This window comes from Pseudomonas sp. RIT-PI-r (assembly GCF_001297015.1).
Lineage (GTDB): Bacteria > Pseudomonadota > Gammaproteobacteria > Pseudomonadales > Pseudomonadaceae > Aquipseudomonas.
Genome location: NZ_LIGE01000024.1, coordinates 101,484 through 116,864, shown reverse-complemented (window position 1 = coordinate 116,864; position 15,381 = coordinate 101,484). Strand labels below are relative to the sequence as shown.

Genomic DNA, 15,381 nt, shown 5'->3' with positions numbered 1-15,381 from the left:
CCCCCTGACCCCAGCCCTCTCCCCCCAAGGGGGGCGAGGGGGAAAGGGAGCCGATCTCCATGTCATTCAAAACCTGAGTTCGACTCGGTATCTCCGGTCACGGGGAGGCTTTCAAGACCTGAGCTCACCCGGCATCTCCGGTTATCGGAAGGCTTTCAAAACCTGAGTTCGACTCGGTATCTCACGTCGGTGTACCTCTCCCAAACAACTCGGTCAGTCCCCTCTCCCTCTGGGCGGTCCGACGTTTCGGGAGGGTTAGGGTGAGGGGCCTCTAAAGGTTCACCGCCGAGGCAACTCGATCACCACCTTCAAGCCGCCCCACTCACTCTCTCCCAACACCAGCAACCCGCCCCAGGTCTCGACAATATCGCGGACAATCCCCAGCCCCAGGCCATGCCCGTGGGTTTGCTCATCCAGCCGCGTGCCCCGGCTGAACACCTCAGTGCGCTGTTCTTCAGGAATCCCCGGGCCGTCATCTTCCACGCTCAAGGCAAAGCCGTCCGTACGCTCGATCACGCTCAGGCGCACTTCGGCATCCGCCCACTTGCAAGCGTTGTCCAACAGATTGCCGAGCAACTCGAGCAAATCCTCACGATCCCACGGCAGCTGCTGCCCTGCCGGCGCGACATAACTCAACGCCAGATGCTCGCCATGAATCATGTTCAGCGTGGCCAGCAATCCCGGCAACTCCGCATCACAATCAAACAACGCACCGGGCAGCGCATCACCGGACAATCGTGCCCGATTGAGCTCGCGATTGAGCCGCTGCTGCACCTGTTCCAGTTGTTCCTTGAGCAGCTTGCGCAGTTCAGGATGGGCATCGAGTTTTTCGCTGGAGGCCAGGCTCAACAGCACCGCCAACGGCGTTTTCAGCGCATGCCCAAGATTGCCCAAGGCATTGCGTGAACGCTTGAGGCTGTCTTCGGTGTGCGCGAGCAAATGGTTGATCTGCGCCACCAACGGCTCCAGTTCCACCGGCACCTGATCGTCCAGCTGTGAACGCTGACCCTGCTGTAATTGCGCGATCTGTTCGCGAGCCTTCTCCAGTGGGCGCAAGGCGCGCCGCACGGTCAATCGCTGCAAGAACAGAATCAACAACAATGCCGCCAGACCGAGCCCTAGGCCGATCTGACGCATACGCTGGAAGCTCTCGTTGACCGGCGTGTAATCCTGCGCGACGCTGATCGAGATCGACTGACCCAGTCGCCGATAGTCCGAACGCAGCACCAGCAACTGCTGTCCGTCCGGCCCCAACTGCAGATTGCTGTGCAGCCCGGGATGATCCAGCAGCGGCAGGTCCTGATCCCACAACGAGCGCGAACGCCAATGACTGTCGGCAAAATCGATGCGGAAGTAATGCCCGGAAAACGGTCGCTGATAAGCCGGTGACAAATGTCGTTCATCCAGTTGCAAACCGTTCGGGCCACGCACCAGTGCCACCAGCAGACTTTCGCTGTCGTTGCGCAGACCGGCTTCGAGGTAGCGCTGCAAACCGACCTCGAACAGCCACAGACTGGTTTGCGCCAGCACCACGCCGACGATCACCATCACGCTGATCAAGCCCAGGCTCAAGCGGCGCTGGATTGACCTCACGAAGCTTGCCCGCCGAACAGGTAACCCTGGCCGCGACGGGTTTCGATCACGCTTTTGCCGAGCTTGCGGCGCAGGTGATTGACATGCACTTCGAGAACGTTGGAGTCACGTTCGGTTTCACCGTCATAGAGGTGTTCGGCGAGATGGCTTTTGGAAAGGATCTGCTCAGGGTGCAGCATGAAATAGCGCAGCAGGCGGAATTCGGCAGCGGTCAGCTGGATGTCGGCACCATCGCGAATGACGCACTGGCGGCCCTCGTCCAGATGCAACCCGGCAGACTTCAGCGTCGGTTGATTGGCCTGGCCCTTGGAACGGCGCAACAGCGACTGAATGCGCAAGTACAACTCTTCAGGATGGAACGGTTTGGTCAGGTAATCATCGGCACCGGCCTTCAGCCCTTCGATGCGCTCGGCCCAGGAGTCGCGTGCGGTGAGGATCAGCACCGGGATCGCCAAACCGTTGGCACGCCATTGGGCCAGCACTTCAAGCCCCGGCACGCCGGGCAGGCCGAGGTCGAGAATGATCAGGTCATACGGCTCGCTGCTGCCCTGATACAACGCATCACGACCGTCCGCCAGCCAATCCACCGCATAGCCTTGGCGTTGCAGGCCGGCGAGCAGTTCGTCAGCCAGCGGTACGTGGTCTTCCACCAATAGCAAACGCATCGATCAATCTTCCTTGTCTTTCACAAGTTCGCCGGTAGCGGCCTTCAGGTGCAGCTCGCGGGCCACGCCTTCGGCAGTCAGCAATTCAACTTCATAAATATAGATATCGTGTTTTTCTTCCAGCTCGACTTCCAGCAGCTTCGCGCCGGGATAGCGATCCATCGCCTGCTGCAGCACCTGCTCCAGCGGCAGGATCACGCCCTGCTTGCGCAGATTGAGGGCTTCGTCCGGACCGAGGTCGCGGGCCATCGCCGTCGAGCAAAACAACACCAGCACCCACGCCGTGCGGCGGGTGGCGCGAACATTAACCTTCATTACGTATCCTGATGATCCTTGAGAACCTGCCCGGTCACCGCGTCTAATTCCAGATCCCATTCCAGCCCCTGCGGGTCACGTACCTCGATCTGGTAGATGTACTTGCCGTACTGTTCTTCCAGCTCGGTATCGGTGATCGTCGAGCCCGGATGTTTGCTCAGCGCGGTGGCATTGAGCTTCTCGAAGGAGACGATAGTACCAGCGTCGCGCAGACGCAGGGCCTCATCAGGGCCGAGATCGCGGGCGTGAACGGTGCTGGCAGTGAAGCCGATGATCGCGGCAATGGACAGGGCAGTCAGGGTTTTCATGGTGTCTCCGTATTTTTTATGTGCAGCTTTACGGTGGGCACCTTAGCGATTTGAACTTAACTGAAACTGAATTGCCATCATTGCTCCAGCTCAACATATATCCCCATGTAGGAGTGAGCCTGCTCGCGATAGCGGTGTGTCAGTTAGCACTTATTTGACTGATAAACCGCTATCGCGAGCAGGCTCACTCCTACAAGGTTTTGTAACATGTGCTTATAATTGTTCGCTTGCTAACGATTGAGACCGGTATGACCGCCATCCACATCAAATTCCCCGCCCTCACCCTCAAGGCCGGCCCGCGTGCCATGGCGCGGATTCGGGCGCAGGGCCTGAACGCTGCCGATGTCGGCACCCTGCCCGGCGCCGCTGGTGGGCCGAAGGCTTTGGGCATTCAGGGACTGGATCTGGCATTGTTCGGTGAATGGCTGCCGGGCGCGCCGCGCGAGCGTTCGCTGATCGGTGCCTCGGTCGGCTCCTGGCGTTTTGCGAGTGCCTGCCTGCCGAATGCCGCAGAGGGTATCCGCCGTCTCGGCCAGCTGTACGCCGAGCAGAATTTCAATAAAGGCGTGACCATGGCCGAGATCAGCCAGAGCTCACAGCGCATGCTCAATGACCTGCTCGATGGCCGCGACGAGAGCATCCTCAGCAACGCCGATTACCGTCTGAACATCATGGTGGTGAAAAGTCAGGGTCGCTTGGCCGATGACCATCGCGGTCGCCTCGGGTTGGCGCTAGGCTCGGTGATTGCCGACAACCTGCGCGGTCGCGCACGGCTGTCGCGGCACTTCGAACGGCTGATCATCCACGACCCGCGCTTGGCGCCGCCGGTCAACGCACTCAACGATTTCCCGTCGCGTTTCGTCACGCTCAATGCCGGTAACTTGCGCCAGGCCCTGCTGGCCTCGGGTTCGATTCCGATGGTCATGGAAGGCGTGCGTGATCTGCCGGGCGCCGGTGTGGGAACCTTCCGCGACGGTGGCTTGCTCGACTACCACCTCGACTTGCCCTACAGCGGCGACGGCATCGTGCTCTATCCGCACTTCACCGACCGGGTGATTCCCGGCTGGTTCGACAAGACCCTGCCGTGGCGCAAGGCCTCGGTGGAGCGCCTGCAGGACGTGCTGTTGCTCGCGCCATCAAAGGAATATCTGGCGCGCCTGCCCTACGGCAAACTGCCTGACCGCAACGACTTCAAACGCTTTATGGGGGATGCGCCGAGCCGGCAGAAATACTGGCACGCGGCGATGGACGAGAGCCGGCGCCTGGGCGATGAGTTCCTCGAACTGACTGCCAATGGTCGCCTCGCCGAGCGCTTGCTGACCCTTTAGTCAGCACGGCCAAAGACAAGCTGGTAAACTCGCCGCCTGCCCGAATCGCTGCGGCGAACGCCATCTGAACAGAGCCGAAATTACCGTGGAAATCTTCAAAGAGTTTACCTTCGAATCCGCCCACCGCCTGCCGCACGTCCCGGACGGCCACAAGTGCGGACGTCTGCACGGTCACTCGTTCAAAGTGGCGATTCACCTCAGCGGCGACCTCGATCCGCACACTGGCTGGATCCGTGACTTCTCGGAAATCAAGGCGATCTTCAAGCCGCTGTACGAGCGTCTGGATCACAACTACCTGAACGACATTCCTGGTCTGGAAAACCCGACCAGTGAAGTGCTGGCCAAATTCATCTGGAATGAAATGAAGCCATTACTGCCGGAACTAAGCGCGATCCGTATTCACGAAACGTGCACCAGCGGTTGCATCTATCGCGGTGAATAACCTGACGTAGATCTCCCTCGTAGGAGCTGCCGAAGGCTGCGATCTTTTGATCCTGTTTCTTAAAAGCAAAATCAAAAGATCGCAGCCTTCGGAAGCTCCTACAGGGGGATTGGTGTTTTGTCTGGGAAATAGAGAACAGCCTTCACGGCTGTTTTTTTACGCCTATGCTTTTTGGCTCCCACCCGCCAAGAGGACAGGCCCATGACAGACTGGCTGCTGGATCAGGTCTTTGACTTCAACGGCCAACAGATACGCTACGCCATACGCGGCGACGGCCCGCCGCTGGTGTTCGTGCATGGCACGCCGTTTTCGTCATACGTGTGGCATCGGATCGCGCCGCACTTTTTCGCCACGCATCGCGTGCATTACTTCGACCTGCTGGGCTATGGACGCTCCGAGCAACCCGACGCCGATGTCTCCCTCGGCGTGCAAAACCAACTGTTGGCGCAGTTGCTCGACCACTGGAATATTCAAAACCCCGACGTCGTCGCCCACGACTTCGGCGGTGCCACCGTGCTGCGTGCGCATCTGCTCAACAACAAGGATTACCGCAGCCTGACGCTGATCGATCCGGTGGCATTGTCGCCGTGGGGTTCACCGTTCGTGCAGCATGTGCGTCAGCATGAAGCGGCGTTCAGCGGCCTGCCCGATTACATCCAGCGCGCCATCGTGCCGACTTATATTCGCGGGGCGATCCACCGGGATATTCCTGATGACGAACTCGCGCCCTACGTGCGGCCGTGGCTCGGTGATCCGGGGCAAGCGGCGTTCTATCGGCAGATTGCGCAAATGGACGAGCGCTATACCCGTGAGGCCGAAAGTTTGTACCCGACGATTCGCTGCCCGGTGCAGATTCTCTGGGGCGAAGAAGACCAGTGGATTCCCATCGAGCGTGGCCGCGCATTGCACCAAATGATCCCCGGCTCGCAATTCCACGCCATCGCCAACGCCGGCCATCTCGTTCAGGAAGATGCCCCCGAAGCCATCGTTGCCGCCCTGATGCGCTTCCTCTGACAGGCCCCAAATGCCCCTGACACCGATCGTTCCCACGCTCTGCGTGGGAATGCCTCAACGGACGCTCCGCGTTCGGCTTTGGAGTGGGACGCGGAGCGTCCCGGGCTGCATTCCCACGCAGAGCGTGGGAACGATCTAAAAGATCGCAGCCTTCGGCAGCTCCTACATTGGGCTTTAGTGTGTTCAGGTGCACTGTTTTCGCGCCGACTGGCGTGTCTCGTCTATACATAACCCGCGCCATCCGGCATTTGGCACGACCACTGCAACCCTCCCCCGCGTCTCCTCTATTCCAGCAAGGACCGCCCCATGACGCAGCACGCTCCCGGCAACGATTACCCCCTCAGCGAAGTCCCCATGCATGCGCGCAAAGGCCTGGCCTCCACGGCGATGGTGTTACTGGGCTTCACGTTTTTCACCGCGACCATGTTTGCCGGCGGCAAGCTCGGCGTGGCGTTTGGTTTCGCCGAGATGATGGCGGTGATCATCGTCGGCAACCTGCTGCTGGGTCTTTACGCGGCAGGCCTCGGCTACATCGCCTTCAAGAGCGGCCTCAACTCGGTACTGATGGGGCGCTTCTGCTTCGGCGAAGTCGGCAGCAAACTCAGCGACCTGATTCTCGGATTCACCCAGATCGGTTGGTACGCCTGGGGCACCGCGACCGCCGCAGTGGTGCTTGGCAAATATTTCGATCTTAACGAAGGCACGGTACTCGGCTTGATGGTGCTGTTCGGTCTGGTGTTCTGTGCCACCGCGTACGTCGGTTATCGCGGGCTGGAGATTCTTTCGTACATCGCGGTGCCGGCGATGATGTTGCTGCTGATGCTGTCGATGTGGGTGGCGACGGTGAAAGTCGGTGGTTTCGAGGGTTTGCTCAGCGTCGTGCCAAGCGGTTCGCTGGACTGGTCAACCGCGATCACCCTGGTGTTCGGCACCTTCGTCAGCGGCGCCACGCAAGCAACCAACTGGACACGTTTTTCGCGCTCGGCAAAAGTCGCGGTGCTGGCCAGCCTGATCGGTTTTTTCATCGGCAATGGCCTGATGGTGCTGATCGGCGCCTACGGCGCCATCGTCTATCAACAACCGGACGTGGTTGAAGTGCTGCTGTTGCAAGGTTTCGCCATGGCCGCGATGGCCATGTTGCTGCTGAACATCTGGAGCACCCAGGACAACACCATCTACAACTTCGCCGTCGCCGGTTGCAACCTGCTGCGCACTGGCCGGCGCAAGACCGTGACCCTCGCCGGCGCAGTGATCGGCACCCTGCTCGCCTTGCTGGGCATGTACGACATGCTGGTGCCGTATCTGATTCTGCTCGGCACGGTGATTCCGCCGATTGGCGGGGTGATCATGGCGGACTTTTTCTACCGCTGGCGCGGGCGCTATCCGCGCTTGGCCGACGCACGGTTGCCGGCGTTCAACTGGCCGGGGCTCGGGGCCTACGGGGTCGGTACCGTTGCCGCATTCAACTCGCCGTGGGTCGCGCCGCTGGTAGGGATCGCTGCTGCCGCGCTAACGTATGTCATCGTCACCGGCGTGCTCGGCGCTCGTAGCGCGGCCGCGCCACTACAAGACTTATAAAAAAGGATTCGCCTGATGCATATCATCAACGCCCGACTGCGCAACCAGGAAGGTTTGCACCAATTGCACCTTGAAGACGGCCTGATCCGCAGCATCGCCCGGCAGACCGAAGCGCCGACGCTGGGCCCGGAAGACCTCGACGCCGGCGGCAATCTGGTGGTGCCGCCCTTCGTCGAGCCGCACATTCACCTCGACGCCACCCTCACCGCTGGCGAGCCGCGCTGGAACATGAGCGGCACGCTGTTCGAAGGCATCGAATGCTGGGGCGAGCGCAAGGTCACCATCACCGAAGAAGACACCAAGACCCGCGCCAAGAAAACCATTCAGACCTTGGCAGCGCACGGCATTCAGCACGTGCGCACCCACGTCGACGTCACTGATCCGCAACTCACCGCACTGAAAGCCATGCTCGAAGTACGCGAGGAAAGCCGTCACCTGATCGACCTGCAAATCGTCGCGTTCCCGCAGGAAGGCATCGAGTCGTTCCGCAATGGCCGCGAGCTGATGGAAGAATCGATTCGTATGGGCGCGGACGTGGTTGGCGGCATTCCGCATTTTGAGTACACCCGCGATCAGGGCGTCAGTTCGGTGAAGTTTTTGATGGATCTGGCCGAGCGCACCGGTTGCCTGGTCGACGTGCATTGCGACGAGACCGACGATCCGCATTCACGCTTTCTCGAAGTGCTCGCCGAAGAAGCGCGCAGCCGCGACATGGGCGCGCTGGTCACCGCCAGCCACACCACGGCGATGGGTTCTTACGACAACGCCTATTGCGCCAAACTGTTCCGCTTGCTCGGGCATTCCGGGATCAGTTTTGTCTCCTGCCCGACCGAAAGCATTCACCTGCAAGGGCGCTTCGACAACTTCCCGAAACGCCGTGGCGTCACCCGTGTGAACGAGTTGCTCGAAGCCGGGATGAACGTGTGTTTCGGCCAGGATTCCATCGTCGATCCGTGGTATCCGCTGGGCAACGGCAACATCCTGCGCGTGCTCGAGGCCGGGCTGCACATCTGTCACATGCTCGGCTATCGCAATCTGCAAAGTGCGCTGGATCTGGTCACCGACAACAGCGCCAAAGCCATGCATCTGGGCGAACGTTACGGGCTGGAACAGGGGCGCCCGGCGAACTTGCTGATTCTGTCGGCGGACAGCGATTACGAGGTGATCCGTAGTCAGGGCTTGCCGCTGTATTCGATTCGCGCAGGCAAAGTGCTGATGAAACGGCAGATGCCGGTGGTGGAGTTCGTCTAAGGTGAAGAAACCGGCGTCGCAATGACGCCGGCACCCCCCTGCGATGGATGCTCCTTCATGCTGAAGTTCGTGCGTAGTTGATCAGCCGCCATCCTCATTTTCTTGAGGATTACCCCATGAACAACCAACCCTCGCCCATGGCCTCGCTGTACCACGAAGGCCGACAGACCTTTACCGAACTTGTACCCGATGGCGGCGCTCGCCTCGATGCACTGTTTCACACCGTGCCCGCGCTGGGTGAATTGGCGGTTGGCGTGGTCTACGGGCATTTGCACGCCCGTCCGGGCCTCGACCCGCGCTTGAGGGAAGCGGTTTCGTTTGCCGCAATCGTTGCGTCAGGCATGGTCGGCCCGCCATTGAGTGTGCACCTCAAGACAGGACTGGCTTCGGGGTTGGCGCCCGGTGAAATGACCGAAGTGCTGTTGCAAGCCTCGGCATTCGCGGGGTTTCCTCGGGCGGTGAGTGCGGCGGAACAACTCAATCGGCTGTTCGACGAGGCCGGGCTGGCATCACCGCCTGCACCGACGCCACGAGCTTTGCTGCGGTTGACGGTGCAGGGTGATCAGGTGGGGTCGGTGACGTTGTTCAAGGCTCACTGACGAGGTGAATTTGCGGGCCCCATCGCTGGCAAGCCAGGCTTCCACAGGGTTTTGGGGTGAACACATGATTCGTGTCCACCTATGAACCCTTGCAGGAGTGAGCCTGCTCGCGATTGCGGTGAGTCAGGCAGCATATGATTTGAAGGGTAGCCCGCTTTCGCGAGCAGGCTCACTCCTACAGTGGATTATTGGCATACCGAGTTTTTGTGTTCAGCACAAAACCCTGTGGGAGCCTGGCTTGCCAGCGATGGCGGTTTCGAATTCAGCCGATCAACCGCGCCGTACCAAACAACCTGACACGCACCCGCTCGCCATCAATTTCTTCCAGCAGAATCGGTGCCGTGCCACCGGGCATGACCACCTGCACTTCTCCTGCTTCGACCCAACCCAGCCGCCATGCCGCAGACGCTCCCGCACTGGCGCTGGGGCCTGATGATGCGGTCGGCCCCTCGCCACGTTCGAAGACGCGCGCGATGATTCGCTGCGCAGACTCACGAACAGCCCATTGCAGATTGACGCCCGCCGGACATGGTTCGCCAGCGCCGGTCGGCATGGCGTAGGCGATTTGCGTCAGACCTTCGTTCAGCGGTGATTCACGCATCTGATCATTGCTCGGCAACGCCGCACCGTCACCAAGCAGTGTCACGCAATGCGGATTGCCGATGCGCACAAACTGGCTGTGTTCCCAGCCGGGATCAAGTGCCGCCAACGGCTGAACCCTGCTGACTTCTCGTCCACTGAAATCGACACTTTCAACGTTCTGCGCACCCACCGCACGCGGCCCGAAATCCGCTTGCCCGAGATCGAGCCAGAAACCTTGCACACCTTCAACTTCGGCAGGTTTCACCGAGGTTGCCACCGCCTCACCTTTGTCGTGATGAACGCGCAACAACGCGCCCGCCTCCGGCAGCAATCCTTGTTCGCTCAGTGCCTGAGAGAAAATCGTCAGACCGTTGCCACTGCGCTCGGCAAGGGTGCCGTCGGTGTTGACGATCAGTACATCGAACGGCGGTGAGGTCTGGAACGGGCCGATCAGCAGGCCGTCGCTGCGGTGGGATTTGCTGTTGGCTGGGCGCTGGCCCTCGGGCCAGTCGCAGCAGAGCTTGATGGCCGCTGCGCTCCAGGACCGACCGGAAGACGCACATTCGGCAACTTTTGCAGGCAGATCAATGCCCGCCTGACGCAGTGCTGCGGCCGAAACCACGCCGTAGATATTGCCCCGTGCATCGTAGAACTGTGTCATCACCCTTTATCCCTGTTGCAGAAGAAACTCACTGTAAACCGCCATCTAATGTAGGAGTGAGCCTGCTCGCGATAGCGGTGTGTCAGACAAAAAATATCGACTGACACTACGCTATCGCGAGCAGGCTCACTCCTACAGGGTACGATGTTGTCTGTGCTTCCTCGAATGACGAGCGATCGAACCTCGTCGCCGAATCACTGTCCTTCGGGGACGCGAAGTTTTTTGCCAAGGATCGATATGACCAGCCTCAACGCCCAAGCCACCTTCGTCCCCGGACGCCTGCAACAGATGTCCACGCGCATCGCCTTTTTCATCGCCGGGCTCGGCATTGCCGCGTGGGCGCCGCTGGTGCCGTATGCCAAGGCCCGCGCCGGGCTTGATGAGGGCACGTTGGGCTTGTTGCTGTTATGCCTCGGTGTCGGTTCGATTCTGGCCATGCCCTTGGCGGGGATTCTGGCTACGCGCTTCGGCTGTCGACGCGTTGCAACTGGCGGCACCCTGCTCATCTGCGCAGCGCTGCCGTTACTGGCCACGGTGTCGTCGATACCGGCATTGATCGCCACGCTGTTCATGTTCGGCGCAGGCCTGGGCACGGTGGACTCGACGGTGAACCTGCAAGCGGTGATCGTCGAGCGCGCCAGCGGCAAGAACATGATGTCGGGCTTTCACGGCTTGTTCAGCCTCGGCGGGATCGTCGGCGCGGCGGGCGTCAGCGCCCTGCTCGGCCTGGGTTTGACGCCGCTTGCGGCGATGCTGGTGGTGGTCGTGGTGCTGATCGCCGCGCTGTTCAAGTGCGTGCCGCACATGCTGCCTTACGGCAGTGAAAGCTCCGGACCGGCATTCGCCATTCCCCACGGCATCGTGCTGTTTATCGGCGGGATGTGCTTTATCGTCTTTCTGACCGAAGGCGCGGCGCTGGACTGGAGCGCGGTGTTTCTGGCGCAGGAACGCGGGATCGACACGGCGTACGCGGGATTGGGTTATGCGGCGTTTGCATTGACCATGACGGCCGGACGTTTGATGGGTGACCGGATTGTGCGGATTGTCGGGGCAACGCGGATCATCTTGTTTGGTGGTCTGTTGGCGGCGGCCGGTTTGTTTCTGGCGACGTTTGCACCGAGCTGGGAAGCGGCGTTGGTCGGTTACGCGCTGGTCGGCGCTGGCTGCTCGAACATCGTGCCGGTGCTGTACACGGCGGTGGGCAAGCAGACGGTAATGCCAGAGAGCATCGCGGTGCCGGCCATTACTACGCTGGGCTATGCGGGGATTCTGGCGGGGCCGGCGGTGATCGGCTTTGTCGCCCATGCCAGCAGTTTGAGTTTTGCCTTTGGTTTGATGGCGGTGCTGCTAGTTGCAGTAGCCATCGGCGGTAAAGTCCTTAAAGTCTAAAAGCTTCGCGAGCAGGCTCGCTCCCACAGGTTTCAGTGATCCATGTGGGAGCGAGCCTGCTCGCGAAGAAGACGCCGCGCTTTATCAAAACCCAACGCTGGCCTGCACAAAAAACGTCCTTGGCGCGCCGACATACATCCCCGAGTTGTTATCGCTGGAGCGGGTGAAGTACTGCTTGTCGAAGATATTCTTCACCCCGGCGCCGAGCTTCAGATTCGACACCTGCGGCCCGAAGTCATAACCCCCGCGTACGTTCCAGGTCACGTAACCCGGAATGTCGCCGTACTGCCCATCCGCCGTACCCTCGGTGATGTAGTTGCCATTGAAGCTGCCATCGGCATTCACTCCCGTGCCGGGCGAACGCTGTTTCGACTGGGCGAAACCGTCGAGGTTGTAGGTCCAGCGGTCAATGTCGTAACGCAAACCGACGGTTGCCACCTGGCGCGAATAGAACGGCAGATCACGGCCCTTGAAGCCCGCAATCTCGCCTTCATAAGTCGCACGGGTGTAAGTCAGACCGGCATTGGCGGTCAGACCGTCAAGACGCGGATCGAGCGCAGCCATGTCGTAATGCACCGAGGCTTCGATGCCCTGGTGTTTGGTCGCGCCGAGGTTGGTCCAGCCGACGTCGTTGCTGATGTATTGCAGTTCGTCATCGAAGTCGATGTAGAACAGCGTCACTTCACCGCCCCACACGTCATCGTTGTAGCGCGTGCCGATTTCGTAGGTCTTGGCCTTTTCCGGCTCCAGGCCGTTGGCAGTGTTGTCCCCCGATCCGCCCTGACCCAGCTGGAAATACTGCAGGCTGCCAAACGAGGTTTCATAGTTGGCAAACAGTTTCCATGCGTCCGACAGGTGATACATCACGCTCAGCGCCGGCAGCGGTTCGTTGCTTTCGATACTGCGATTTTTCTCCGGCACGCGTTTGCCGGCGGTATCGAGCACGGCGCGATCGTGCCAGTCGGTGCTGATGTGTTCGAAGCGAATGCCCGGCGTGATCGTCCAGTTGCCGACATCGATTTTGTTGTCGACGTAGACCGAGTTGGCCTCGGTGCCGCCGGTGCGATCCTGGAATACGTGACCGTCGGACGTCGGCGTCACCACCGGCTGGTTGTTGACCAGCGCCAGACGACTCGACTGCTCGTGCATCGCCTCTTTCAGGTAGCGATAACCGACGCTGACTTCCTGCGTGGTCGGGCCGACATCGAAGACGCGCGATACCCGTGGCTCGATGCCCAGCGTGTAGTACGAACGCGGATAGGAACTGAGGGTTTTCTGATCGCGTGCAGCGATGGTGCTGCCGCGAAAACTGTCGGTGTAGTACGTCAGAATCTCCGCCTGAGTGCGCTCATCGATCTGCCGGATCCATTTGAACGACACGTCCTTGCGTCGACCGCTGAACTGGTCGTAGTCACGCACCGAATCGTAGGGTTTATCGTCGTACTGCTTTTGCGTCAGGCCGCCGGGCATGTCGGCGCTGGCGTCGTAGTAGTGGAAGTTGAGGCTGAAATCGTCCTGATCGGTTGGCGCCCAGTGGGTCTTGAGCAGCACGTCGTCGATGTCGTTGCCGTTGTTGCGCTCGCGGTAACCGTTGCCGTTGACGCCCGAGTACAACAACGCCACGCCCATGCCGTTGTCCGCAGTGCCGCCGAGGAACGCGCTGTCGATGTGTTTCCAGCCACCGTACTGCGTGGTCTCCAGGGTGGTGCCGATTTCACCGGTGGCTTTTTCCGGAATCGCACGGGTCACGAAGTTGATCACGCCACCGACGTTTTGCGGCCCATAACGCACGGAACCGGCGCCGCGCACGACGTCGATGCTGTCGAGGTTGCCCGAGGAGATCGGCGCCATCGACAATTGCGGTTGGCCATACGGTGCGAACGCGGCAGGTACACCGTCGATCAGCACGGTGGAGCGTGGCGACAGACGCGACGTCAGACCGCGCACGCCGACGTTGAGGGAAATATCACTGCCGCCAGTGCCGTTGGAGTCCTGCACCTGCACGCCCGGCACACGCTTGAGCACGTCGCTGACGTTCATTGCGCCTTGCTCGACCATCGCTTCGCGGCGAATCACCGTACGCGCGCCAGGGTGATTCTGCACCACAGCGGCGTTGGCATCACCGAGCCAGTCACCAACCACCTTGATGTCGGTCACACCCAGCTCCAGCGGGCCATTGCTGGCGGCGGAAGTTGCCGCGGGCGACAAGGTCACCGAACCTTCGTTGATCTGATAATCCAGCCCACTGCCTTGCAGCAACTGGCGCAGCGCCTGCTCCGGCGAGATGTCGCCCTCGACCGCCGGGGCCTGTTTGCCGGCAACCAGATCAGGACTGAAAAACACTTGCAGCGAGGTTTGCTGGCCCAGCTCACTCAAGGCCTGGCCCAGCGGCTGGGCGCGGATATGAATCGCTTCACCGGCAAACGCCAGCGGCATCGCAGCATTGACCGCCAGCGCGAGGGCCAGCGGTAACCAAGGGGATTTTTTGTTGTTGGCAGTGGTGTTTTTCACGTCGAACGTAGTCCTGTGGATCGCAAGAGTGTGCGGCTGTTAATGCAAACCAGTTGCAGTTGAACAGGAAGACGATGAACTCGAAAAAAACCTGAATTTTATTTTGAAATTATTTCCTGACTGCCATCGGCATGCGTGCGAACAGCCACTGGCAAGATGTTCGGCAGGGCTTTGAGCAAGGCGTCGGTGTTGTCGGATTTGAACACGCTGGTCAGGCGCAGGCTGGCGACCGCAGGGTTGCTGACGGTCAACGGTTGCTCGCGATAACGCGACACTTCTGCCGCGACTTCGCTGAGGCTGGCGTCGTTGAACACCAGTTTGCCGCTGCGCCACGCGGTCAGTTCGGCCGGGTTGACCGCATAGGCTGCCGCGACGTTGCCTTGCGCATCGATAAAGCTGCCGAGGCCGGCGGTCAGGCTGATGAATTGGTTGTCCGGAGCATTGCGCCCCTGCACTTTCACCGTGCCCTGCTCCACCGTCACGCGGGTTTGCGTGACGTCGCGACGAACATCGAAACGTGTGCCGGTAACGGTGACTTTGCCGCTGCCAGCCTCAACCACAAACGGTCGCGACGTGTCATGCTCGACGCTGAACATCGCCTCGCCTTCGCTCAGTTCGATCACCCGGCGATCCTTTTCATAGCGCACCTGCAAGCGGCTGCGACTGTTCATATCGATCAGCGAACCGTCCGGCAGCGCCACATGCTTGCGCTCGCCCAACGCCGTGGTGAACTCGGCGCTGTACCCCTGCGGGTGATTCAATCCGCTGAACAAGCCGAGCCCGAGCGCTACCGCCAGCACACTGGCGGCCACGGCATAACGCATCAATGGGTGGCGTTCGCGGCGACTCGGCGGCGCCTCGACCAGCGCTTTCAGGCGTGGCGCCGGCAGCAAATCAGCGGCCGTCCACAGCCCCTGCAACAACTGAAACTCGTCACGGTGTTGCGGATGTTCATTGAGCCAGGCGTCAAAGCGCTGCTGCTCGTCGACATCAACGGTCGGCTCCTGCAAACGCACAAACCAGCGCGCCGCGTCATCACGCACCGTTGTTTGCCCGCACGCGCAATCACCAGTCTCCATCATGGAATGTCCTGTCCGGCCGAGAATATAAAGACACACAGCCCCCTGCAGGAGCTGCCGAAGGCT

At 60.6% G+C, this 15,381-nt stretch carries 14 protein-coding genes; 7 read left to right on the top strand and 7 right to left on the bottom strand.

Translation table 11 applies throughout. The features are described 5' to 3' along the window. Positions 1–279: 279 nt before the first annotated feature. From AK821_RS12075 to AK821_RS12060, 4 genes are read right to left on the bottom strand one after another with little or no spacing between them, the layout of a single operon-like run. Positions 280–1,593: a sensor histidine kinase gene (locus AK821_RS12075; protein ID WP_064389849.1), complete on the bottom strand. Its 1,314-nt coding sequence runs from the start codon at positions 1,591–1,593 to the stop codon at positions 280–282. Continuing rightward, positions 1,590–2,258 (bottom strand): response regulator transcription factor, encoded by a 669-nt coding sequence (locus AK821_RS12070; protein ID WP_064389848.1) that lies wholly within the window; start codon positions 2,256–2,258, stop codon positions 1,590–1,592. Before AK821_RS12070 ends, AK821_RS12075 begins: the two co-directional genes overlap by 4 nt. A 3-nt stretch (positions 2,259–2,261) precedes the next feature. Further along, complete coding sequence (locus tag AK821_RS12065; RefSeq protein ID WP_064389847.1) at positions 2,262–2,573, bottom strand: PepSY domain-containing protein; 312 nt, start codon at positions 2,571–2,573, stop codon at positions 2,262–2,264. Then, positions 2,573–2,881 (bottom strand): PepSY domain-containing protein, encoded by a 309-nt coding sequence (locus AK821_RS12060; protein ID WP_064389846.1) that lies wholly within the window; start codon positions 2,879–2,881, stop codon positions 2,573–2,575. Before AK821_RS12060 ends, AK821_RS12065 begins: the two co-directional genes overlap by 1 nt. A gap of 248 nt (positions 2,882–3,129) precedes the next feature. On the opposite strand from AK821_RS12060, the gene AK821_RS12055 reads away from it, so the two are divergent. From AK821_RS12055 to AK821_RS12030, 6 genes are all read left to right on the top strand, one after another. After that, entirely contained in the window at positions 3,130–4,209 is a 1,080-nt protein-coding gene (locus AK821_RS12055; protein WP_064389845.1) for a patatin-like phospholipase family protein, read from the top strand. 85 nt (positions 4,210–4,294) lie between these two features. Next, positions 4,295–4,651, top strand: a complete 357-nt coding sequence (queD, locus tag AK821_RS12050) for a 6-carboxytetrahydropterin synthase QueD (RefSeq protein ID WP_003223505.1) — start codon at positions 4,295–4,297, stop codon at positions 4,649–4,651. A gap of 201 nt (positions 4,652–4,852) precedes the next feature. Then, on the top strand, positions 4,853–5,665 hold the full coding sequence (locus AK821_RS12045; protein ID WP_064389843.1) for an alpha/beta fold hydrolase: 813 nt from the start codon (positions 4,853–4,855) through the stop codon (positions 5,663–5,665). A 306-nt stretch (positions 5,666–5,971) separates the two neighbouring features. Continuing rightward, the gene (gene codB, locus AK821_RS12040) at positions 5,972–7,243 is read left to right on the top strand and encodes a cytosine permease (RefSeq protein WP_064389842.1); all 1,272 of its coding nucleotides are present in this window, start codon (positions 5,972–5,974) and stop codon (positions 7,241–7,243) included. Between the two features lie 15 nt (positions 7,244–7,258). Next, positions 7,259–8,494, top strand: a complete 1,236-nt coding sequence (gene codA / locus AK821_RS12035) for a cytosine deaminase (RefSeq protein WP_064389841.1) — start codon at positions 7,259–7,261, stop codon at positions 8,492–8,494. Between the two features lie 116 nt (positions 8,495–8,610). Continuing rightward, on the top strand, positions 8,611–9,093 hold the full coding sequence (locus AK821_RS12030) for a carboxymuconolactone decarboxylase family protein (RefSeq protein ID WP_064389840.1): 483 nt from the start codon (positions 8,611–8,613) through the stop codon (positions 9,091–9,093). Positions 9,094–9,355: 262 nt separating this feature from the next. Here the strand turns inward: AK821_RS12030 and AK821_RS12025 are convergent, their stop codons facing one another. Continuing rightward, positions 9,356–10,336, bottom strand: a complete 981-nt coding sequence (locus AK821_RS12025; RefSeq protein WP_064389839.1) for a hypothetical protein — start codon at positions 10,334–10,336, stop codon at positions 9,356–9,358. 237 nt (positions 10,337–10,573) lie between these two features. Between AK821_RS12025 and AK821_RS12020 the strand changes: the two genes are divergently transcribed. After that, the gene (locus tag AK821_RS12020) at positions 10,574–11,725 is read left to right on the top strand and encodes an MFS transporter (RefSeq protein ID WP_064389838.1); all 1,152 of its coding nucleotides are present in this window, start codon (positions 10,574–10,576) and stop codon (positions 11,723–11,725) included. Positions 11,726–11,809: 84 nt separating this feature from the next. Here AK821_RS12020 and AK821_RS12015 read toward each other — a convergent pair whose 3' ends face one another. Continuing rightward, positions 11,810–14,236: a TonB-dependent siderophore receptor gene (locus AK821_RS12015; RefSeq protein WP_064389837.1), complete on the bottom strand. Its 2,427-nt coding sequence runs from the start codon at positions 14,234–14,236 to the stop codon at positions 11,810–11,812. Positions 14,237–14,334: 98 nt separating this feature from the next. Next, positions 14,335–15,318: a FecR family protein gene (locus AK821_RS12010; protein ID WP_064389836.1), complete on the bottom strand. Its 984-nt coding sequence runs from the start codon at positions 15,316–15,318 to the stop codon at positions 14,335–14,337. Positions 15,319–15,381: the final 63 nt, after the last annotated feature.